The sequence below is a fragment of the Intrasporangium sp. genome, assembly GCF_051961875.1.
GTDB lineage: Bacteria > Actinomycetota > Actinomycetes > Actinomycetales > Dermatophilaceae > Intrasporangium_A.
Map to the genome: position 1 here is coordinate 1 of NZ_JBQCCV010000057.1, position 20702 is coordinate 20702.

Genomic DNA, 20702 nt, shown 5'->3' on the forward strand with positions numbered 1-20702 from the left:
AGTCTTCCTCAGCCTGGCCCGAGGCGCGTCCAACGCCGAGATCGGGGCCGAGTTGTTCTTGTCGGAGACCACGGTCAAGACCCACGTGGGACGCATCTTGACGAAGCTCGGGCTGCGCGACCGGGTCCAGGCGGTCGTCGCAGCCTACGAGACCGGCCTCGTGCGCCCCGGCGACCCCGGCCGTCCCTGAACGAGGGTGGACGAAAGAGCCGTCATCGTCTTGCCGGTTCAGTTGTCGGCCCTCTGTTCCGATTTCGTCTCGACGGCTACGGCGGTGCCGTAGGCTCCACGCGATGCGCTGAGCGTCGAACCCTGGGGAGGTCGGTCGAATGCTGGCACGCCGTCGTGGTGTGGGTACCGTCGTGCTGGCTGGTCTACTGGTGTCCTTGGCCCTTGCAAGCTCTGTCGCCCCCGCCGCGTCCGCCTCGCCCTTGGCGTCTCCCCAGGCGGCCGCCGACGGAGGTGGGGCGGATTCGTCGGTGCTGGTGATGGGTCCGACGGTTCCCGAGCATGAGCTTGGCCGAGGACCGACGTACCCATTCGTTGCCGAGGCGCCGATAGGTGGGCCGGCCCAGGTCGAAGTCGCTCCGGACGGCTACATCTGGGTCCACACCCGAACCTTCCTTGGCGACCACGCTTCGATCGGTTTGCAGTTTCCGGCCGCCTTGGGCAGCAGCCCAGCCACCGTGTCGTTCGACAGCGCTGGATCGTCCTGCCGGGCTGAAGGCGTCTTGTCGACAAGGGTCGCGGACCGGTCGCCTGAGGGGGTGCTTCGACTGGTCGCGGACTTCACGGGCCACTGCCAGGGCCCTACGACTGAGGTTGCCGCCGCGGTACGCATCAACGACTCCGACCACCCGGTTGCCCTTCCGTCGGCAAACCCGCGCAGGGCGTTGGTAAACGGGGCCATTGGCCAGTCGGTGGAGCGCACCATACAGATCCGCAACGACGGTCAGGCGGCTTGGCAGATCAGTGGCGCCAGCATGGGGGGTAGCGCCTCTCCCGTCTTCCGCGTCGATCCGGTTTCCGACACGTGCACGGGCCACGGGCTCGCCCCGGGGAACACCTGCAGCATCACGGTCCGGGCGAAGGTGGACTCCGACGTCGGCGCCGACGAGTACCTCGTGGTCCGGGGCGATGCGCCGACTCCGTTGGTGGTGCCTCTCTCGCTGTCGCCTCATCGGGAGGTCGCTCCTCCACGAGACGTGACGGCAACCTCATCTCGGGCGAACTCGTGGGTTGGGTGGACCCCTGCGATGGAGCGGCCGAGGCTCTACCGCGTCTATGACGTCACGGGCGGGGGCCGGGCCGAGCTCGGTGAGGTCTCGCCGGACACGACCCATCTTCTGCTGCCCCCGCTGGCGGGCCACACAGTGGCTGTCGTGGCGGTCGACCAGACCGAGTCGCGGGACGTGACGGCCATGGTTCCGGCGCCCGGCAGCTTCGACATTGTGGCGAATGGCTCCGCGTCCACCGGCGGCCTTGTGATGACGGATGCGCCGGGCACGCGAGCCCGCCCGATGGACGTTACGGCGGATGTGCGGCTCAACCCGACTCGGGACCGCTGGCTCTCGCGGTGGTACAACCGGGTGTCGACCTGTCCGATCCGGACCGAGGTGTGCTCGACGGTCATCGATCTGGGTGACGGGCTCTCGGGCCCGGGAGTCCTCATGGAGGCGACCTGGCTGCCGGACGGCCGGATCCTGCTGCTGCGCGGGCAGGAGCCAGCATCTCGCTCACTATGGACGGTCCGCCAGGACGGGACGGGTCTGGCGAGGCTGGTCAGCGTGCCGAACCTCAGGCAGATCACCCCGGCACCGTCCGGGGCCGAGGTCGTCGGGATGGACGACCAGTTCTGGCAGCTCGCGAGAGTCCGGCTGACCGACGGGAAACGCACCCTCATCCCGAACACCGAAAAGACCGATGAGTTCACCGTCTCCACTCAGGGCAAGCTCGTCGTCTCCAGCACCAAGAGCTACCCGACGAACGGCTCGGAGATCCGGGTGATGAACCTCGACGGGACAGCCAGCAAGACGATGCCGTTGCCCATCGGCGACACCCGATATGTCACCTTCGACCCGACGGGGACGAAGGTCGCCTGGGTCAGGAACCGCGCCTTCATGGCATCGACGGTATGGATCGCCAATGCCGACGGTTCGCAGGCACGAGAGCTCAACTCGGCGATCGGCCCTTGGCATCACCTTGTGTGGTCCCTTCCCGACACCGCCGCACCGGTCGCCAGCATTACCGGACCAGCCGTCTCAGCACGACAGGTGACCCTGAGCGTCGGCGCGACCGACCCGGACTCAGCATCCGGATCACTGAGGCGGCAGTGTCGGCTCGACCAGAGCCTCACGTGGAGCGCCTGCGGCGCTTCCTGGGCGCTGTCCGGCCTGAGCGTCGGCACGAACGTCGCCTACGTCCGAGTCACCGATCCCGTCGGGCACGTGTCGGCCCAGAAGTCGCTCACCTGGCGGGTCGATGGCATCGCGCCCAAGGCAGCCGTCACGGCACTGAGCCCCACCCAGCTCGCCTCGAGTATGCGTCTTGCCTGGACCTCGACCGACGAGGGGGGCGCGGGAGTCAAGAGCCATGATGTTCGGCTCCGCACCGCCCGTCTCTCAGCAGGCTTCGGGCCCTACACCTACCCGACGAACCTGCAGGGCCTCACGTCGCGGTCCGCGACCATCGCCCTTACCCAAGGCAACCAGTACTGCTTCTCGGTCCGCGCGCGCGACAAGGTCGGCAACCTCGGTGTGTGGAGCCCCGAGCGCTGCACGGTCGCCGCACTGGATGACCGCCGTTTGTCAGCCTCGAGTGGATGGACCCGTGCCGGCTCCAGCTCCTATGCGTTCGGCACCTACACGACGACGACGCGCGCGGGAGCAACCCTGAGCAAGACATCGGTACAAGGCAAGCGTTTCAGTGTCATCGCGACGACCTGCGCCACATGCGGCGCGCTCGACGTCTACCACGCCGGACGCAAGCTTGGCCGGATCAACCTCTACTCTCCGAACACACGCACCCGGCAGGAGCTGTTTCTACCGACGCAGTCCGTCACCCGGACCGGCACCCTGAAAATCAGGACGATTAACCGCAAGCGCGTCCACATTGACGCCCTCGTCGTGCGCCACTGACGCAACCTGGTCCTGACATCGGCGGATCCGCCTGTCGTCGCCCGTGCCCATCCGCCGGAATGGGCACGGGCAATCGGTATGCCGTTCAGCTGGTGTCTCGAGTGTCCCTGACCACGTCCTTCGGCGACGGGTAGAACGCGTCCGCGCCGATGAGTTGCGTGATCCCGTAGCGGTTGAGCTCGGCCCGCACCGGCGGCGCCACCTCGGACATCACGAGTCGGGCACCGCGCGCGGCGAGCTGGTGGTGGACCCGGCGAAGCACTGCGGCGGCGGTGTAGTCGATGTCGCCGATCGCGACCGCATCGAGGCAGAACACGGTGAGCGGATGGCCGTCCCGGAGGAAGGCGGTCACATCGGCGAGCAGCTGGTGCGCATTGGCGTAGTAGAGACTGGAGCCGAACCGGTAGATGACGAGGCTCGTGGCGGTCCGCTCGCCGCGGGAGGCCGGTAGCGAGGTCCACTCTCCGTGCTCGGCAGGGACGAGGACCGTGCTGCGGGGGTCGTAGCTGTACCGCAGGTGGTCGACGATCGACGCGAGCACCGCGAAGACGATGGCGTACTGGACGCCGATGAAGATGACGGCAAGAGTCGTGAGCAGGGCGACGACGAACTCGGCGCGGCGCACCCTGAGGATCCCGCGCAGGTTGTGCACGTCGATGAGCTCCACCCCGATCAGGAAGACGATCGTTGCAAGGACCGCGAGCGGCAGGTGGGCGAGCGGCCCGGTGAGGTAGAGCAGCACGACGAGCACGACGACAACGGTGGTGAGCTGCGCGAGCTGGCTGCGGCCTCCCGCCCCGTCGACCATCTCGGTCTTCGTCGGACTCCCGTTGACCACGAACGTGCCCGTGAACGCGGCCCCGATGTTCGCCACGCCGAGGCCGACGAGGTCCGCGTTCTCGTCGAAGTCCTCCTCGTACCTCGCCGCGTAGGCGCGAGAGGTGGCCGAGCTCTGCGCGAGGATGACGACGAACATGGAGACCGAGGTCCCGAGGAGTGCCAGGGCGGCCGTCGCATCGATGGCGGGGAGCGTCAGGTGCGGCAGCCCTTGCGGCACTGCCCCGAGAGCGGCGACGCCGTGCTGCGGCAGGTCGGCGAGGCGGCTCACGATGATGGCCGCGACGACGGCGAGCAGGGCCCCCGGGATGCGCCGGGTGAGCAGCCGGATCCCGACGACGAGGACGATGACGGCCGCGGAGACGAGCACGGTCGGTCCGTTGACGGTGTGGAGCCGGGTGACGAGGTCGTGAACCTTGCCGACGGTCCCCTGGCCGCCGTCGCGGATGCCGATCATCTCGGGTAGCTGGCCGACGGCGACCTGCACGCCGACGCCGGTCAGGAAGCCGATGAGGACGGTCCGGGAGAGGAAGTTGGCGAGGAAGCCGAGGCGGATGAGCCGGGCGAGCAGGAGCATCGCGCCGGTGAGCAGGGCGGCGAGCCCGGCCAGAGCGGCATAGATCGGTGATCCGACGGCAGCCATGCCGATGAGGCCCGCGGCGAGGATGGCGGCCGTGGCCGAGTCGGCTCCCACGACCAGGTGGCGCGACGACCCGAGCAGGGCGAACAGGGCCATCGGCAGCAGGATCGTGTAGAGGCCCGTCACGACCGGCATCCCGGCGATCTTGGCGTAGCCGAGTACCTCAGGGATGCCGAGCGCGGCCAGGGTCACCCCGGCCAGGAAGTCGGCGGGGAACCGGTGCCACTGGAGGGGCAGGAGGCCCTGGAGGACCGGCCAGGAACGGCCGCCATGGTCCGTATACCGCGCCGGCCCACTGGCGGAGCTGTGCTGCGGGCCGTTCTCGTCGGCCAGCAAGGGCCGCCTACGCGACGGCCGGCCGCGCACCCGCGCTCCTGGCTGGTGAGGGCGGCTGCAGCGAGGCGGTCGGGTTGAGGAGGCGACCGAGCCACGGCACGGCGGGAGGCAGGACGGTCACGCCGATGGCCGCCAGGGCCGCGATGCCCCAGCCAAGGGGCCCCACAGGGGTCGTGCCGAAGAATGCGGCGAGCGGTGGGATGTCGACGGCGGCGGCGAGGACGGCGACGGACGCGGCGCTGGCCAGCACCGTGGCCCGGCTGGGGCCGGCCACGAGGAGCGACTCCGCGAGCTGGGTGCCGATCAGGGCGGCGAGGGCACTGCCCTGCCTGCTGGCGCCGAGGCCGGTCAGCCGGCCGAGCAGGGTTGCGAGTCCGGCACCTGCCGCGGTCGTCACGGCGCGAGAGGCGATGTCGAGGGTCAGGGCGTGTCCGAGCGAGCGCTCCGGCCCCTCCGAGAGGAGCTGTTCGGCGCTCGAGTGGCGGGGCGGGCGGACCGCGACGGCCAGACCCGGTGCCAGGTCGGTCAGGAGGTTGACGAGGAGGATCTGCCGGGCCGTGAGCGGTGATGTCCCGGCGAGCAGGGACCCGATGACGGTGAAGGCGACCTCGCCGAGGTTCCCGCCGACGAGGATGCCGAGCGCGTGGCGCACCGACGCCCACATCGCGCGTCCCTCGACGAGGGCCGCGATGATGGTCTCGAGCCGGTCGTCGATGACGACGAGGTCCGCGGCGGCCCTGGCCGCGGGAGTCGCCCGCTCTCCCAAGGCGATTCCCACGTCGGCGAGCCGGATGGCCGGTGCGTCGTTGGCGCCGTCCCCGGTCATGGCAACGCTCCGGCCGAGCCGCTGGAAGGCCTGCACGACTCTGACCTTGTGGGTCGGGGCGCCCCTCGCGACCACGGCCACGGACGGCAGCAGCTCGTCCAGAGCCTCGTCGTCCAGCTCGTCGAGCTCCGCCCCGGTCACGACGCGTCGGCCGTCGAGGAGGTTGAGCTCGTCGGCCACCCGGCCGGCGGTCCTCGGGTGGTCGCCGGTGATCATGACGATCTGCGTGCCTGCCTGACGCAGCGAGTCCACGGAGGTACCGGCGGCCGCTCGGACCGGGTCGGTGAGGGCGAGCAGCCCGATGAGGACGAGTCCGTCGACATCCTTCTCGCGCAGCACCGTCGCCGCCCTGGCGGTCCGCTCCGCCACGGCGAGGACTCGGTGGCCTTCCGCAGCGAGCGCGCCCACCTGGTGCTGCAGCTTCTCGAGACGCGTCCCGTCGAGGGTGGGGGAGCCCCTGCGCGACCGCACCCGGTCGCACCTGCCGAGGATCTCTTCGGGGGCGCCCTTGACCTCGAGAAGCACTGTGTCGCCGGACCGCCCGAGGGTCGCGTGGAACCGGCGCGACGGCTCGAAGGGCAGCGCCACGAGGCGTTGCCAACCATCGGCTTCGCCCGCTCGGTCCACCCCGGCCCCGTCGGCTCCGACCGTGACCGCGAGGTCGGTCGCCTGCAACCGCCGCTGCCCCCTCGGCTCGGGGGTGGCCCGCAGCGCGCTGCGCAGCACGGCCCGCAACGGCGGCCCGAGGCGCTCGAGCGGCACAGCGTGAGCGTCGGGTGCCGCGACGGAGGTGAGCGCCATACGTCCCTCGGTGAGCGTGCCCGTCTTGTCGAAGCACAGGACGTCGACTCGCCCGAGCGCCTCGATGGTGCGCGGGCGCCGGACGAGCACCCCCCGCCGGGAGAGTCGGCGAGCGGCGGCCAGCTGCGCCGCGCTGACGAGGAAGGGCAGTCCCTCGGGCACGGAGGCCACGGCCAGGCTCACGGCGCTGCCGATCGTCTTCGTCGCGCTCTGCCCGTGGATCGCCCCGGCGGCGACGACCGCGGCTCCCGACCCGATCGTGATCGGGGTGGTGACACGAGTCAGCTCACCCAGCCGTGCCTCCACGCCGCCGGCTTTGCGGCTGGTGCGAGTCGCGGCCATGGCGCGGCCGGCCTCGGTGGAGGCGCCGGTCGCGACGACGACGGCGAGTGCCCGGCCGGCCACGACGGTCGTGCCCTCGTGGACCATCGAGCTGCGCTCCGCCAGCGACGTCGCGACCACAGCGGCGGGGGACTTGCCGAGTGGGAACGCCTCCCCGGTGAGGGAGGACTCGTCGACCTCGAGGTGTGCGGCCTCGACGACGCGGGCATCCGCGGGGACGACGTCGCCCGGGTTCAGGACGATGACGTCACCGGACACGATCTCGTCGGCCGGGAGGCGCACCTCCGCACCATCACGCCTGACGACCGCGACGACGGCCGACTCGAGCAGCAGGGTGCGCAGGGCCCGGTCGGTGTTGCGGCGCTGGACCGCGCCGAGCAGGGCGCCGGCCAGGGTCACGCCCACGACGAGGGCGGCGTCGAGCAGCGATCCGATCGTCGCCGACAGTGCCGCACCCGCACCCAGGATCGGGGTCAGCGGGTTGGCGAGCTCGTCGACGAGGGCCGTGAGGATGCCGGTCGCCGCCGGGGCGGCCCCCGGGCCACCGGAACGACGTCGGGCCTGCGCGGTGCTCAACCCGTCCGGCGTCGTGGCGAGCCGGTCGATCACGACGGGGACGGGGATCAGGTGCCAGGGCGTCCTCGACACAGGCGGGTCCGGCGGCCTGCGGCCCAGTTCGTAGGCCGCCCACACCCCGTGCACGAAGGCCGCGAGGGCGCCCAGGTTGACCGCGAGCAGGGACCGCGGCGTGGCGGGCTGGGAGCCGCGCGTGGTGAAGGCGAGAGCGCCGAGACCGGTCGAGAGCTGCGCGAGCAGCGCTGAGCGGGCACTCACGGTCCGGGCGGAGGCACAGGCATCGAGCAGGAGGACGGCGGCGTCGAGATCGGCACCGACGAGGATGTCCGCGTGGGGCCGGGAGGTGGCGCCCGGCCGTCGCAGGCCGACGGCGACATCGGCTGCCGCGAGGGCGGCCGGCCGTTGGGACAGGACGAGCACGCCCACTCCGTCGGACTGCTCCGACTGGACCGTGCTCGTCAGCTCGGTGCCGCCGGCGCGCTCGGCATCGGCCATCGCGGCGAGCGACGCCGGCATCGGCTGACCGGGCTGGGTCGCGACGACCAGGCGGCATCCGCTGCGGTGACACGCCGCGACCACGGACTCGAACGAGGGATGAAGCTCGGGAGCCACGGTGACCAGCGCTAGGAGCCGGTTCTCGCGGGCCAGCCCCAGGATGTGCCGCGCCCCCTGCACCTCGAGGGCCCGTCGCTCCCGGGCGCGGCGGGGCCCAGTCAGCTGCAGGTCACCGACCGGTCCGAGCTGCCATGCGCCCCGCGCGCTCGGGCTGGACGGCTCGTCCGGGTGGAACAGCTCGTAGGCGGTGCTCGTGACCTCGACAGGGTCGGCGCCGGTCAGCGGCACGACCTGGCCGACGACGTGCCGCCCGGTCGCGAGAGCCTCCACGTCGAGCACCACTGTCCCGACCCGGTCGAGGCGCCGCAACGCGTCGGGATGCGTCACCATCGCGCCCCTCCGCATCAGCACCCGGGTCAGGGAGACGCCGAACGCGTCGCGGCCGAGCCGAGAGGCCTTGGGGAGGGCTGCGAGCCCGAGTGCGGCTCCGGTCCGGGCGCTTCCGCCGACGGCGGCTCCGATGATGCCGCCGGCGGCGGCGAGGTAGCCCGCCGTGCCGGACCAGCGCTCGACCGGGCCGGAGGCCAAGGGGTCTGGTCTCGACAGGCGGAGCCGCGGACCTGCGGGAGCGGCCTGGGTCCGGTCCGCACCACTGTCCACCGCGGCGGTTGGGGCACTCGACTCCATGACCCGACTGGCCCGGCTCGCGTCGACGATGCTGCCCTCGTCCACGGCAAGCACGCGGTAGGCAGCGTCGAGAGCGAGGCCGATCATGCCGCGAGCGAGCCCCTGGGCAAGCGCATTGGCAAGCACAAGGACGGCGTCGGTCCGCGCACCGTCCCCGGTTGCCTCCGAGAGGGAACGGCGCAGGACCGGCAGCGTGTCCACCGCCGAGACGGCGCCGGCGGCCTCCACCGGCAGAGCCGGCGCGCCCAGCCGAGGCCCGATCAGGGCCAGTGCGAGTCCGCCCGCGTCCGCCACGAGCGCGCCGAGGGAGACCACTCGCTGCGATGGGGCCGGAAGCCGAATACCGGCACGGGGGTCGGCCGGGACGGGCGGGCTGGTCAGAGGGGTGACGGGCGGCTGAGGGCGCGCCGGGCCGAGCAGCGACTCGAGGAACTGCCCGAGCACGGCGTGTCCCCTGGCTGGCTCGCTACTGCGGGGTCGTCGCGGACCCGGCCCGGCGCTCCGAGTCCTTCGCGAAGTGCTCGGCCACGTAGGTGCCGGCACCGACGGCCGCGACGACGGGCCATTCGATCACGCCGAGGGCACCGACGGCCACCAGTCCGCCGTACCAGAGCAGCCGCTTCGGGTCGACCTGGATCGAGTCGGGCAGGGACAGCTGCATCGGCATCCCCGCCATCCCCTCTTGCTGCCCCCGGCCGGCGCCCTGCTGGCTCTCACTCGTTGCCCGCGAGGAGGCCGTCGTCTTGTCGTTGGGGCCTGCCATGGCTCCTCCTTCCGAACTGCATCAGGATCAGTAGGAAGTACCCATGCAGGGGGCGTGCATTCGGGTAAGGGCGCACTGTTGGTCGCACCCTTCACTCAAGGAGGCACGAGTCGATGAGCGAACCCTCAGACACTGTGCAGCAGGCCCCCAGCGGCGGCCGGGTGGCAGCGCAACAAGCCACGCAACGCAACACCGTGCAGGTGCGGATCCCGTACCTCGGCACGTTGGAGCTGCCACCGGCGAACGAGCTCGCCTTCCTCGGCGGTATCGGCCTGCTCGCAGTCACCGGGCTTGTCGATTGGCCGGTCGCGGGAGTCATGGCCGCCGGCCATATCCTGACGACGAAGCGCAACAACAAGGTGATGCACGATTTCGGGGCTGCGCTCGAGGAGGTGTGACGTGGCGCCGGGTGGCCTCGGCACCCGCCGCGGCTGCCTCACCTCGTGCTGTCTGCCCCCGCCGATCCCGCCGCCGGGGCTTGCGGTGAGCACAGACTGGGTACCGCCACACGTGGCAGGGGCGAAGGAGTGAGGACCATGGCCCGCAACAATGCCATCGTGATCTCAGTGGGTCCCTTCCGGATCGACGTGCCGCAGTCCTTGGGCTACTACGGTGGCATCGCCGCGGCTGTCGGCCTCGGGGTGATCGAGCCCCCGGTCGGTGCCTTCATCGCCGCGATCCCTGTGCTGCGGATGCTGTCGAACTCGGCCGCCCCCCAGCCGGTGCGTTTCGTCGGCGAAGTGCTCAAGGGGGCGGCCAAGCCGGTCGGCAGCGACGGTGAGGGGACGATCACCTTGACGGATCCCGAGCAGGCCTGGCGGGGGGTAGAGGACGCGCTCGGCTTCGGGCGGACGGCCGCTCGGGGATCGGCGCAGACCGCCTGACCGACTGCCGGCCCAGCCACCGCGTCGGCGAGTCGAGCCCGATCGCGCCCGGCCGGAGGCCCCTTCTCAGTTGCGTCGCGCGATGCTCGTCGTGAGCGCGGTCGCGAACGCGGTCCAGCCGGCGTAGGGCAGGAGGCGGGTGCGGCGGGCAGCGCTGGAGGCACCGGCCCGTCGGGCCAGGTCTGCGGCGCTTGCGGTGAGCAGGGCACTCTCGACCGCGGCCGCCCAGGGCCGGCGCAGCCGCCAGAAGATCACGCTCCAGGCGGTGTTGAGGGAGAGGTTCACGACGAGAGCCCGGCGATAGGCCCGCGCCTCCAGTACCCGGCCCTGTCGCTCGAGGTCGGTGAGGACCGCCGCCGAGGTCGTCGCGATGTCGGCGTAGAGGGCCGTCCACACGATCGGGAAGGCGGCCTGGGGTGGCTGCCACGGCGGCAGGTCGAGGGACCGGTACCACCCGGCTCCGGTCGTCGTCGCCACCGAGCCGGCGACGGCCGCCGCGACCGTGGCGGCGGACGTGACGGCGAGGTTGCGCGGCCCCCGGTCCGGGGCGCTGCCATTCACCGACAGGCCGACCGCTTCGTCGAACGTCGTCAGGCCTCCTGGCGGCTCACCGACGATCTCCCGGAGGTCATCCTCCCCGGACACGACCTCGTGCACGACGCTGTCGATGAGGGTCCGGGCGAGGCCGGTGTCCAGGGGCGTGACGAGGCCGATCCAGAGGCTGGCCAGCCGCGGCGTGAGCACCGGCACCGTCGCGATGCGGCGCCGACCCCGACCGGTCAGTTCGGCATAGCGGCGCAGCATCTCCTCATAGGTCATGACGTCGGGGCCGCCGATGTCGAAGGTCCGGCTCACCGAGTCGGGGAGGTTCGCCGCGGCGCAGAGGTAGTGGATCGCGTCGTCCACGGCGATCGGTTGGACCCGGTTGCGCAGCCACCGCGGGGCGATCATGACGGGCAGCCGCGACGCCAGATGGCGCAGCATGTCGAACGACACCGACCCCGTCCCGAGCACGATGGCTGCCTGCAGGACGGCGGTGGGGACGCCCGAGCCGAGCAGGATCTGGCCCACCTCCTGACGTGACGCCAGGTGCTCGGACAGCTGCTCGCCACGCGGGTGCAGACCGCCGAGGTAGACGAGCCGGCCCACCCCCGCCTGCCGCGCGGCCCGGGCGAAGCCGCGTGCCATGGTCCGGTCGCGCTCGGCGAAGTCATGGCCGGAGCCCATCGAGTGGATCAGGTAGTAGGCCACCCGGACCCCCGACATCGCCTGGTCCAGGTCGCCCGGTGAGCCGGCGTCGCCCTCGACGACCTCGACCGCATCGCGCCACGGCTCGTGCTGCAGCCGGGAGGCCCTGCGTGCGAGCACCCGCACGTTCCATCCCTCCTGCAGCAGCGCCGGCACGAGGCGGCCCCCTATGTAACCGGTGGCCCCGGTGACGAGCGCGGTCCCTCGTGAGCCGGGTCGGCCGAGGGCGGCCGGCTCGGACGCCGAGGGGCCGGGGCCGCCCGAGGTGGCGTCTCTGGGGGTTGGTCGGTTGGCCATCAGGAATCACCTCGCGAGGCTGAGGGTGGGTGGGAGGAGCAGCAGCATCCCGGTCGACCACGTCACGTGCGTGATGGCCGGCCCGAGGACGCCGCCGGTGACGCGTCGCTGCAGGGCGGTGACGAGCCCGAGGGCCAGGGCCGCGAGGACGAGCAGCGGAACGCCGCTGCCCACGGTCGTGAGCGTGTAGAGCGCCGTCGTCCCGGCGACCGCGTGCCGGGGCGGGAGGGCCGACTGGAGCGCCCCACGGAAGAAGAGCTCCTCGGCGACACCGTTGACGACGGCGAGGGCGACGACGAGCGGGAGCGGGCCGCCGCGGGCGTGGTCGAACAGGGACAGGACGGGGTCGCGCAACAGCGGTAGATGGGCCACGACGAGTGCGCCCACGACGAAGACGACAAGCAGCAGCACCGCCTGGGCGAGCGACTGCACTACCGGGCGGGAGAGCCCTCCGGCCCGGGTGTGGCCCGATCCCAGGTGGAGGGGCCCGGAGCAGAGGGCCCCGACGATCCAGACACCGGCGAGCGCGAAGCCGAGGCGGAAGAAGGCGGGGTCACCGGGGCTGGCCCGCAGGGTCATCGCGAGCCCGGCACCGCCGACGAGCAGCGTCAGGGCCGCCACGAGCCGCCGCCGCAGCAGCGCCCGGGGCGCCGGCCATGGTGGGTCGACGGCGACCGGCCGGACGAGTGCCGCCGTCAGGAAACGGCGCAGCTCGGAGACGGGAGTGGTCACGGGCGTCGTCCCTTCGCCTCCGCGAGCCGCGCGAGAGCCTCCCGGCGCTCCTCCGCGTGGTCGACGATGCGCTGGGAGTACCCGTGCGCATACCCGCTCGCGTGACGCCACGGCTCGTGGGCGGCGGCACCGGCCAGGTGGCGCAGCTCGGGCACCCACCTGCGCACGTAGTCGCCGTCCGGGTCGAACCGCAGTCCTTGCGTGACGGGGTTGAAGATCCGGAAGTACGGCGCCGCATCGGTCCCGGTGCCGGCCACCCACTGCCAGCCGTGGTTGTTCGAGGCGAGGTCCCCGTCGAGCAGGTGCTCGAGGAAGTGGCGGGCGCCGACCGGCCACCAGGTGTGGAGGTCCTTGACGAGGAAGCTGGCGGTCACCATCCGTAGCCGGTTGTGCATCCAGCCCTCGGCCCGCAGCTGTCGCATGCCGGCGTCGACGAAGGGGTATCCGGTACGCCCGCTGCGCCACGCATCGACGAGTCCGGGCTCGTCCTCGTAGGGCATGCCGCGGAGCTCGTCGCGCCAGTCCTGCCAGGCGGAGCGGGGGTCGTGCCAGAGCACGTCGGCGTAGAACTCGCGCCATGCCAGCTCCATGACGAACCGATCGACACTGCCCGCCGTCGCGGCGGACCGCCGCCGCGAGAGGTCGGCGAGCAGGGTGCGCGGGTGCACCTCGCCGTACTTCAGGGGGATCGACATCCGGCTCGTGGCGTCGAGGTCGGGCCGGTCGCGATCGTGCCCGTATGACGTGAGCTCCTCCTCGAGGAAGGCCTCCCACCGCTCGAGTGCGGTGCGCTCCCCGACTTCGGCGAGATCCGTTGGCCCGTCGAGGGACTCGCTCGGCACGCCCGTGCGCCAGCGGGTGGCGGGGCGGCCGGCGGGCGGGGCCCAGCCCTGTGCACGCCAAGCCCGGGAGAAGGGGGTGAAGATCCGGTAGGGGCCGCCCTGCCCGGTGCGGACGGAACCCGGCCCAGCGGCATACGGGCTGCCGGTCGCGACGAGCGACGCGCCGTCCGCCCGGAGTCGGTCGGCCACCCCCTCGTCGCGGCGGCGCCCGTACGGTGTCGACTCCCGCGAGACGTGCACCTCGCGTGCGCCGACCTCGGCCGCGACCGCGGGGACGACCGCGACCGGGTCGCCGGAGCGGATGACGAGCGCGCCGTCAGTCTCCGTGTGCAACGCGGCGAGGGATCCCGCGAGGCGGGCGGTCCGCGCCCCGCCGGACGCCAGCAGTGCCGGGTCGAGGACGAACAGGGGGAGAACCCGGTCGGCGGTCGCCGCGGCGAGCAGGGCCGGGTGGTCGCCGAGACGCAGGTCTCGGCGGAACCACATCACGCTCGTCGTCATGACCCGCCGGACGCGGCGAGCCGGGCGGCCACGCGGTCCCAGGCACGCACGGGCAGGACGGCGGCGACCTTCATCAGCACGGCCATCGGCAGCGGGAAGACGACCTCGTGGTGGCCGCGCTCGAGGCCGTCGGCGATGGCGCGGGCGGCGGCCTCCGGGCCGATGAGGAAGGGCATTGGGAAGGTGTTCCCCGCCGTCATCTCCGTACGCACGAAGCCGGGCGACACGGTTGTCACCCGCACCCCGCGGTGCGACAGGGCGGCGCGCAGTGACTCCAGGAGATGGAGCTGGGCGGCCTTGGTCGCGCCGTACGCCTCGGCGCCTGCGAGGCCGCGGTAGCCGGCCACCGAGGCGACACCGACGAGGTGGCCGGAACGGGACCGGACCATCTGCGGCAGCACGACCGCAAGCAGGTTGTTGAGGCCGAGCAGGTTGACCTCCACCTGACGAGCGAACGCCTCTCGGTCCCAGTCCAGGGCGACGAACCGCTCCCAGGTCCCCGCGCTCCACACGACGAGGTCCGGTCCGCCGAGGCGCTCCCGCACGGTGCTGGCGGCTGCTGCGGTCCGTGCGGAGTCGGTCACGTCGCAGGGCACGACGAGCATGCCTCCGCGGGCCACCTCCTCGAGCCGGTCCTCGCGCCTGGCGCTGACCGCGACGTGCGCCCCGCGGGAGACGAGCTCGGTCGCGAGGGCCGCCCCGATCCCGCTCGAGGCGCCGACGACCCAGCATCGCCGCCCGGCCAGGGCGTTCCGGTGCCGCCTCACCGGGCGGTCCCGTCCGTCGGCTCGAGGCGGAGCTGGGCGACGTCGAGGTAGCCGGCCCGGAAGCCGGCCTCGCAGTAGGCGAGGTAGAACTCCCAGGTGCGGCGGAAGTCCTCGTCGAACCTCTCGGAGCGGATCGACGGCCAGGCCGCCAGGAAGCTCGTCCGCCACCGGCGCAGCGTCTCGGCGTAGTCGGCGCCGAAGGCGTGCTGCCGGGTGAGGCGCAGGCCGGCGGCGCTCGCGTGCTGCTCGACGGCCCTCGAGGACGGGATGATGCCGCCGGGGAAGATGTGCTTCTGGATCCAGCCGTAGGAGTGTCGGGTGGCGAGGTAGCGGTCGTGCGACATGAGGATCGACTGCAGCGCGATGGCTCCGCGGGGGCGCACCAGCCGGGCCAGTGTCGTGAAGTAATCGGGCCAGTACCGCTCGCCGACCGCCTCGATCATCTCGACGCTGACGATCGCGTCGTAGCTGCCCGGGATGTCGCGGTAGTCCTGCACCACCACCTCGACGCGGTCGGAGAGGCGCGCCGCCGCGATGCGCTCCCGGGCGAGGTGGGCCTGTTCGACCGACAGGGTGACGGTCCTGACGGTGGCGCCGCGCCGGGCCGCCTCGATGGCGAGGGTGCCCCACCCCGTCCCGATCTCGAGCAGCTGGGTGCCTCGACGGACCCTCGCGAGGTCGAGGACCGTCTGGATCTTGCGCTGCTGGGCGTCGGCGAGGTCCTGCTCGGCGAGCGCCCGGTCCCGGTCGAAGAGCGCGCAGCTGTAGGTCAGGGTCGGGTCGAGGAACGCGGCGAAGAGGTCGTTGCTGAGGTCGTAGTGCGCAGCGATGTTGGGCTGGGTGTCGGTCCGGGAGCCGAGCTGGGTGGCGGGGATCGGCTGGTCGACCAGGCGGCGGAGCCGGAGAAGCCAGCCCGGGAGGAGGGTGGAGACCCTCTCGGCAAACGGCGTGAGGGCGTCGGCGAGGTCGGTGCCCGGTGCTGGTCGCCACTCGCCCGCGGTGTAGGCCTCGCCGATGCCGACCTTCGGGTCTCGCGCCAGGCGGCGGTAGAAGTCCTCCGGCCGGACGAGCTCGATGCCGGGGCGGTCATCGGACGACCGTGTGCCGCAGGTGCGCTCGGATCGGCCGCGCCGGGTGGGTGAGCCGAGCAGCGTGCCGTCCGGCAGGGCGATGTCGACGGGCACCCGACCGGCTGTGGTCCGCAGGAGTGCCCGGGCGACCTGCGCGGGTGCACCGAGAAGTGGCGCCCGCTCTGCGGGGCGGGGGACGGGGATGGTGGACGAGTCCGCGGTCATCGCACGGCCTCCTTCGGGTGGGACGGACGGGGTAGGACGGGCAGGCGGCGCAGCCAGAGCCGGATGCCGTGAAGTCGGATGAGGGCCGTGACGCGCTGCGGCATGAGCACGTGGGTGGCGGCGACCCGGAGGAGAGCGGCGCGCGTGGCCGGCTGGGGCACTCCTCGGCTCGTCGCCGTGAGCACCCGGGTCCCCGCTCGGTCGAGACCGACCGAGACGCTGACGAGCTGCGGACCGAGGCGCAGACGGACGTCATACGTGCCGGACACGTCGTTGAAGGGGGAGACGTAGAACGCCTTCTCGACGCGGGTCCACCCGCGCTCGTCGAGGTCGAGCACGTAGGCGTGCCGCTCTGCATAGGTGTTGTGCACCTCGAGGACGACGGCGCGCACCCTGCCGTCGGCGGCCAGGCACCAGAAGACGGTGAGCGGGTCGAAGACGTGGCCCAGGATGCGCGCGTTGGCCAACATGAGGACGCGGTCGGTGGGCTCCAAGCGGGTGCCGCGGCGCGCGAGGAAGCGCTCGAGGTCGGCGCGGATGCCACCGCCCAGGCGGCCGCCGTCGAGGTGATCCGCGGCGTCGAAGCGCGCGAGGGGCTGGAGCCACCGAGGCAGCTCGGGGAGGGCGTCGAGGTCGACGAGCCACTGGTAGGTCCGGTGCGTGAACGCGTGCCGGATGGGATGGCCGCGGGTGTGGCTGACCGCGCCCACCACGAGGGCGGGGACGTCGGGCGGGTCCACCCGGCTCACCACACGACCCCGAACCTGCGCGCTGCCGCGACCCCGGAGCGGCACCCGTCCTCGTGGAAGCCCCATCCGAGATGGGCTCCGGCGAAGGCGAGGCGCTCGCCGCCGGCGGTGCTGAGCCGGCGAGCGGCGGCCACCGCCTCGGCCGTGAAGACGGGATGCGTGTAGCTCATGCGGGCGGTGACCGTGTCCGGGTCGACGCGATCGGTCGCGCCGAGGGTGACGACGTGGTCCCGCTCGTCGGTGAGGCCTTGGAGGCGGTTCATCCAGTAGCTGACGACCACCTTGTCCGAGCCGCCCCCGCAGGTGGGGATCCGGTAGTTCCACGACGCGCGGGCACGCTGGCGCTCGGGCAGGAGGGACGAGTCACGGTGGAGCCAGGTCTCATTGCGCGAGTAGGTGATTGCGGCGAGATCAGACTTCTCCTCGGGGGTGGCGTCGGCCAGCAGCTCGAGAGCCTGATCAGCGTGGGTCGCGACGACGACCCGGTCATATCGGGTCGGCGGCTCGATAGCCGTGCGGACGTCGACCCCGTCGTCGTGCCGCTCCACCGCGGTGACCCGGCGTCCGGTGCGCACGTCGGGCAGCTGCGCCACGAGGCGGTCGACGTAGCTGCGAGATCCACCGACGACCGTGCGCCAGGTCGGGGAGCCGGTGATCCTCAGCATTCCGTGGTGGTCGAGGAACCGGAAGAGGTGACGTGCGGGATACGTGCCGGCGTCGCGCTCGCCGCACGACCACACGCAGGCGACGAGCGGCATCGCGAAGTGCCGGATGAAGTAGTCGGTGTAGCCGCCCCTCTCGAGGAACGCCGACCAGGTCGGATCGCCGGAGCCGGCGGCGAGCAGGCGGCGAGCGTCCCGGTGGAACCTGGGGACCTGCCGGAGCAGGCCGAGGAAGCGGGCGTCGGCCACCCGCCCCGGCTGGGCGAGGATGCCGCCGATACCCCTCCCTCCCGCGTAGGAGAGGCCGCACTGCTCGCACGTGATGCTCATGCTCATCTCGGTCGGCCGGGTCTCGACGCCCAGCTCGTGGAAGAGCTGCAGCAGGTGCGGATACGTGCGGTCGTTCATCACGATGAAGCCGCTGTCCACCTGCATCGGCTCCCCGGAGGTGCTCGGCATGTCGTGGGTGTGAGCGTGTCCCCCCAGCCGGTGGTCGGCCTCGTAGAGAGTCACGTCGTGGGTCCGCGAGAGCAGGTGGGCCGCCGTCAGCCCGGCCACTCCTGACCCGACGACCGCGGCGCTCGGCCGGGTGGGTGCTGCCATGTCGATCCTCGATCCTCCTGGTGCTGCGGCGACGTTCTCGAGCCTAGAATCTCTGTACAAGGATTGTCAAAGGTTTGGAGAATGTTATGGAGATCGAGCGCACGGTCACCACCGCTGCCCCGCCCGGGGCCGTCTTCCGCTATCTCGCCGACTTCACGACGACCACCGAGTGGGACCCGGGCACGGTCCGCACCACCCGGGTGCGCGGTGACGGCGGCATCGGCACGACGTACCGCAACACCTCGCGCTTCCTGGGGCGCGAGACCCAGCTGACCTATGTGGTCGAGCGGTTCGTGCCTGGCAGGGTGGTCCATCTCCGGGGTGAGAACCGCTCCGTCCTGGCCGACGACACGATCACCTTCGCGCAGACACCAAGCGGCGGCACGAGGGTGACTTATCGAGCCGCCTTCTCCTTCAAGGGCTTCGCCCGGCTCGTGGCCCCACTGTTCGCGCCAGCCCTTCGCCGGCTCGGGGACGAGGCCGAGCGCGGCCTGTACGAGTGCCTCGACCGACTCGGCGCCTAGGCTGTGCCCGATGTACACGATCAAGCGCGCAGCCGAGCGGGTCGGGATCAGTGCCGCGACGCTGCGCGCCTGGGAGCGTCGCTACGGCGTCGTGTCGCCGACCCGGAGCGAGGGTGGCTACCGGCTGTACGCCGAGGACGACGTGCGCGCCCTCACCCTGATGGCGCAACTCGTGGCGGACGGGTGGACCCCCAGCCTGGCCGCGGGCGAGGCGACCCGGCGGCTCGAGGCAGTCGCCGAGGCGGAGGCGCCTGCAGGAGCGAGCCTGGCCCCGGTTCCCGACGTCATGGCCACGCCGGCCGCCGACCGCTCACCGGGCGCCTTCACGGGCGCGCTCGTCGACGCGGCCGCCGCCCTCGATGCCGCAGCCCTGTCGGCGGTCCTCGACGAGATGTTCGCTGTCGGGACCTTCGAGTCCGTCGTCGACCACCACCTCCTCCCGGCGATGGACGCCGTTGGCGAGGCATGGGTGACCGGTCGGATCAGCGTCGCGGGTGAGCACTTCGTGTCGAACGCGGTGCTGCGGCGGTTGGCTGCGGCCTACGAGGCCGCCGCGACCTTCGCCACGGGCGCCAGGGTGCTGATGGGACTGGCCCCGGGCGGCCGTCATGAGCTCGGGCTGCTGGCCTTCGCGGTGGCGGCGCGGCGCAGGGGGCTGGCGACCGGCTACCTCGGCGCAGACCTGCCCGTCGCCGACTGGGTGAGCGCGGTCGGGGACCGCAACCCGGCCGCTGTCGTGCTCGCCATCCCGACTCTCAGCGACGCTGCGCCCGTCGCCGCGGTCGTCGCCGCGCTGCGAGAGGGTCATCCCGACCTGCTCGTCGCCGTCGGCGGCAGCGGGCAGGACCACGCCCCTGAGGAGGCGGTGCGTCTCGGCCATGACATCGGTGGGGCCGCCGCCGCGCTGGCCGCCGCTTTGACCACGGCGTCCCGACCGGTCACGAGATCAGGCTCGTCGTAGTAGGGCGACGAGGAACGTCGAGTCGTCGGTGAACGGGCGCAGGTCCCAGGTCGACAGCAGCAGGTCCGGCTCGAAGCCCGCGCGGGTGGCATCCCGCAGGAACTCGGCGAACTCGTAGCCGCGTCCGGCGCCGAACCCGATCGCCGCCCGGCCTTCCGGGGCGAGGTGGGCGTGCAGCCGCTCGAGCACTGGCACGCGCGTGCTCCGCGCCAGGAACGCCATGACGTTCCCGGCGCTGACGATCGCGTCGAACGGCTCGGCGATGCCCCGGGCCGGCAGGTCCAGCTCGGCGAGGTCTCCGACGATCCACCGCGGTCCGGGATGGTCCTGCTCCGCGGCCGCGATGAGCTTGGCGTCGCCGTCGACCCCGACGACGTCGTGTCCGACGGAGTGCAGGTAGGCGCCGGTCCGCCCCTGTCCGCACCCGGCGTCGAGGATCCGGGCGCGCCGGGAGACCAGGGTGTCCACGAGTCTGGCCTCGCCTGCGAGGTCCTCACCGGCGCCGGCCATCGCTCGGAAGCGCTCGATGTACCAGTCCGAGTGTCCGGGATCGGCCGTGATCTTCTGGGTCCAGAGGCTCTGCTCCACCATGGCGCCATTGTCGCAACCGCCCACCGACGGAGGGAGGCGGTGGGAGCCGGCTCAGCGGCATACCCCTTCCGGGCACAACGCGGCTGGGGTCGCGCGCGTTGAGCGCGAGTCGGGCCGCCGACTGGGTACTGCAGGACTGCGTCGGTCCGATCTCCAGCAGCGGGGTGTGCGGCCGCGCCGGTCTCACCGGTGCCCACAGGAAGCGCAAACCCTTTGATGAACATGAAGAGCATGTCGATCCGGCAGCTGATCATCGAGCTGGCCAGGACTGAGACGGACGCAGACGGCCATGCGGACCCCGACCTGTTCGCCCGGCAGCGTGCGCTGATCGGGGAGCTGCGGCGGCGGGGGCAGGGCGCGCCCGGCGAGGCCCATCACACGGCGGACGCCGCTCCTCGCTAGGAGCCGGGCAGTCCCACAGGGGCGCGCCCGCCCGAGCGGGACCGTGGTCCCTTCGGGCGCGCTCGCGTCTCGAAACCCCGCCCGAGCGGGACCGAGGTTCTCGTCGGGAGGCCATGCTCCGGAACACACGGGAGGTGCGGCCGG

General features: G+C 72.2%; 18 protein-coding genes. 7 read left to right on the forward strand and 11 right to left on the reverse strand.

All coding sequences use genetic code 11. The features are described from left to right. Together ACTHJJ_RS03520 and ACTHJJ_RS03525 are read left to right on the forward strand one after the other, a co-directional pair. The coding region (locus tag ACTHJJ_RS03520; RefSeq protein ID WP_440301551.1) for a response regulator transcription factor at positions 1-190 on the forward strand (190 nt) is incomplete at its 5' end. A gap of 1066 nt (positions 191-1256) precedes the next feature. Beyond that, complete coding sequence (locus ACTHJJ_RS03525) at positions 1257-3137, forward strand: hypothetical protein (protein ID WP_440301552.1); 1881 nt, start codon at positions 1257-1259, stop codon at positions 3135-3137. Between the two features lie 85 nt (positions 3138-3222). Here ACTHJJ_RS03525 and ACTHJJ_RS03530 read toward each other — a convergent pair whose 3' ends face one another. The 3 genes from ACTHJJ_RS03530 to ACTHJJ_RS03540 are packed head-to-tail and all read right to left on the reverse strand — an operon-like array spanning position 3223 to position 9500. Beyond that, complete coding sequence (locus ACTHJJ_RS03530) at positions 3223-4950, reverse strand: SulP family inorganic anion transporter (RefSeq protein ID WP_440301553.1); 1728 nt, start codon at positions 4948-4950, stop codon at positions 3223-3225. A 7-nt stretch (positions 4951-4957) separates the two neighbouring features. Then, positions 4958-9181 carry an HAD-IC family P-type ATPase gene (locus ACTHJJ_RS03535; protein ID WP_440301554.1) on the reverse strand — a complete coding sequence of 1408 codons (4224 nt, stop codon included), beginning with the start codon at positions 9179-9181 and terminating at the stop codon, positions 4958-4960. Positions 9182-9203: 22 nt separating this feature from the next. After that, positions 9204-9500 (reverse strand): hypothetical protein, encoded by a 297-nt coding sequence (locus tag ACTHJJ_RS03540; RefSeq protein ID WP_440301555.1) that lies wholly within the window; start codon positions 9498-9500, stop codon positions 9204-9206. 134 nt (positions 9501-9634) lie between these two features. Here ACTHJJ_RS03540 and ACTHJJ_RS03545 point away from each other — a divergent pair, with 134 nt between their 5' ends. Together ACTHJJ_RS03545 and ACTHJJ_RS03550 are read left to right on the forward strand one after the other, a co-directional pair. Continuing rightward, positions 9635-9898, forward strand: coding sequence for a hypothetical protein (locus ACTHJJ_RS03545; RefSeq protein WP_440301556.1), 264 nt, complete (start codon positions 9635-9637; stop codon positions 9896-9898). 138 nt (positions 9899-10036) lie between these two features. Further along, positions 10037-10384 (forward strand): hypothetical protein, encoded by a 348-nt coding sequence (locus ACTHJJ_RS03550; protein ID WP_440301557.1) that lies wholly within the window; start codon positions 10037-10039, stop codon positions 10382-10384. 66 nt (positions 10385-10450) lie between these two features. Here ACTHJJ_RS03550 and ACTHJJ_RS03555 read toward each other — a convergent pair whose 3' ends face one another. From ACTHJJ_RS03555 to ACTHJJ_RS03585, 7 genes are read right to left on the reverse strand one after another with little or no spacing between them, the layout of a single operon-like run. After that, the gene (locus ACTHJJ_RS03555) at positions 10451-11929 is read right to left on the reverse strand and encodes a tryptophan-rich sensory protein (protein WP_440301558.1); all 1479 of its coding nucleotides are present in this window, start codon (positions 11927-11929) and stop codon (positions 10451-10453) included. A gap of 6 nt (positions 11930-11935) precedes the next feature. Then, positions 11936-12661 carry a CPBP family intramembrane glutamic endopeptidase gene (locus tag ACTHJJ_RS03560; protein WP_440301559.1) on the reverse strand — a complete coding sequence of 242 codons (726 nt, stop codon included), beginning with the start codon at positions 12659-12661 and terminating at the stop codon, positions 11936-11938. Beyond that, complete coding sequence (locus tag ACTHJJ_RS03565; protein WP_440301560.1) at positions 12658-14004, reverse strand: cryptochrome/photolyase family protein; 1347 nt, start codon at positions 14002-14004, stop codon at positions 12658-12660. Before ACTHJJ_RS03565 ends, ACTHJJ_RS03560 begins: the two co-directional genes overlap by 4 nt. Next, the gene (locus tag ACTHJJ_RS03570; protein ID WP_440301561.1) at positions 14001-14771 is read right to left on the reverse strand and encodes an SDR family NAD(P)-dependent oxidoreductase; all 771 of its coding nucleotides are present in this window, start codon (positions 14769-14771) and stop codon (positions 14001-14003) included. Before ACTHJJ_RS03570 ends, ACTHJJ_RS03565 begins: the two co-directional genes overlap by 4 nt. After that, positions 14768-16066 (reverse strand): class I SAM-dependent methyltransferase, encoded by a 1299-nt coding sequence (locus ACTHJJ_RS03575; protein WP_440301562.1) that lies wholly within the window; start codon positions 16064-16066, stop codon positions 14768-14770. Before ACTHJJ_RS03575 ends, ACTHJJ_RS03570 begins: the two co-directional genes overlap by 4 nt. Further along, positions 16063-16806, reverse strand: coding sequence for a DUF1365 domain-containing protein (locus ACTHJJ_RS03580; RefSeq protein ID WP_440301563.1), 744 nt, complete (start codon positions 16804-16806; stop codon positions 16063-16065). Before ACTHJJ_RS03580 ends, ACTHJJ_RS03575 begins: the two co-directional genes overlap by 4 nt. A 5-nt stretch (positions 16807-16811) precedes the next feature. Then, positions 16812-18080 (reverse strand): NAD(P)/FAD-dependent oxidoreductase, encoded by a 1269-nt coding sequence (locus ACTHJJ_RS03585; RefSeq protein WP_440301564.1) that lies wholly within the window; start codon positions 18078-18080, stop codon positions 16812-16814. Positions 18081-18166: 86 nt separating this feature from the next. On the opposite strand from ACTHJJ_RS03585, the gene ACTHJJ_RS03590 reads away from it, so the two are divergent. Then, positions 18167-18604: an SRPBCC family protein gene (locus ACTHJJ_RS03590; RefSeq protein ID WP_440301565.1), complete on the forward strand. Its 438-nt coding sequence runs from the start codon at positions 18167-18169 to the stop codon at positions 18602-18604. Positions 18605-18614: 10 nt separating this feature from the next. Further along, entirely contained in the window at positions 18615-19565 is a 951-nt protein-coding gene (locus ACTHJJ_RS03595) for a MerR family transcriptional regulator (RefSeq protein ID WP_440301566.1), read from the forward strand. On the opposite strand, the gene ACTHJJ_RS03600 is transcribed toward ACTHJJ_RS03595, so the two are convergent. Then, the gene (locus ACTHJJ_RS03600) at positions 19551-20156 is read right to left on the reverse strand and encodes a class I SAM-dependent methyltransferase (protein ID WP_440301567.1); all 606 of its coding nucleotides are present in this window, start codon (positions 20154-20156) and stop codon (positions 19551-19553) included. The genes ACTHJJ_RS03595 and ACTHJJ_RS03600 overlap by 15 nt on opposite strands. Before the next feature lie 216 nt (positions 20157-20372). Between ACTHJJ_RS03600 and ACTHJJ_RS03605 the strand changes: the two genes are divergently transcribed. Next, positions 20373-20558, forward strand: coding sequence for a hypothetical protein (locus ACTHJJ_RS03605; protein WP_440301568.1), 186 nt, complete (start codon positions 20373-20375; stop codon positions 20556-20558). Positions 20559-20702: the final 144 nt, after the last annotated feature.

Bases quoted from the DNA above. Each gene is read 5' to 3' on its own strand.
- ACTHJJ_RS03605 (WP_440301568.1), top strand. From the start codon at position 20,373: ATGAACATGAAGAGCATGTCGATCCGGCAGCTGATCATCGAGCTGGCC.
- ACTHJJ_RS03585 (WP_440301564.1), bottom strand. From the start codon at position 18,080: ATGGCAGCACCCACCCGGCCGAGCGCCGCGGTCGTCGGGTCAGGAGTG.
- ACTHJJ_RS03595 (WP_440301566.1), top strand. From the start codon at position 18,615: ATGTACACGATCAAGCGCGCAGCCGAGCGGGTCGGGATCAGTGCCGCG.
- ACTHJJ_RS03525 (WP_440301552.1), top strand. From the start codon at position 1,257: ATGGAGCGGCCGAGGCTCTACCGCGTCTATGACGTCACGGGCGGGGGC.
- ACTHJJ_RS03590 (WP_440301565.1), top strand. From the start codon at position 18,167: ATGGAGATCGAGCGCACGGTCACCACCGCTGCCCCGCCCGGGGCCGTC.
- ACTHJJ_RS03565 (WP_440301560.1), bottom strand. From the start codon at position 14,004: ATGACGACGAGCGTGATGTGGTTCCGCCGAGACCTGCGTCTCGGCGAC.
- ACTHJJ_RS03540 (WP_440301555.1), bottom strand. From the start codon at position 9,500: ATGGCAGGCCCCAACGACAAGACGACGGCCTCCTCGCGGGCAACGAGT.
- ACTHJJ_RS03600 (WP_440301567.1), bottom strand. From the start codon at position 20,156: ATGGTGGAGCAGAGCCTCTGGACCCAGAAGATCACGGCCGATCCCGGA.
- ACTHJJ_RS03550 (WP_440301557.1), top strand. From the start codon at position 10,037: ATGGCCCGCAACAATGCCATCGTGATCTCAGTGGGTCCCTTCCGGATC.
- ACTHJJ_RS03555 (WP_440301558.1), bottom strand. From the start codon at position 11,929: ATGGCCAACCGACCAACCCCCAGAGACGCCACCTCGGGCGGCCCCGGC.
- ACTHJJ_RS03575 (WP_440301562.1), bottom strand. From the start codon at position 16,066: ATGACCGCGGACTCGTCCACCATCCCCGTCCCCCGCCCCGCAGAGCGG.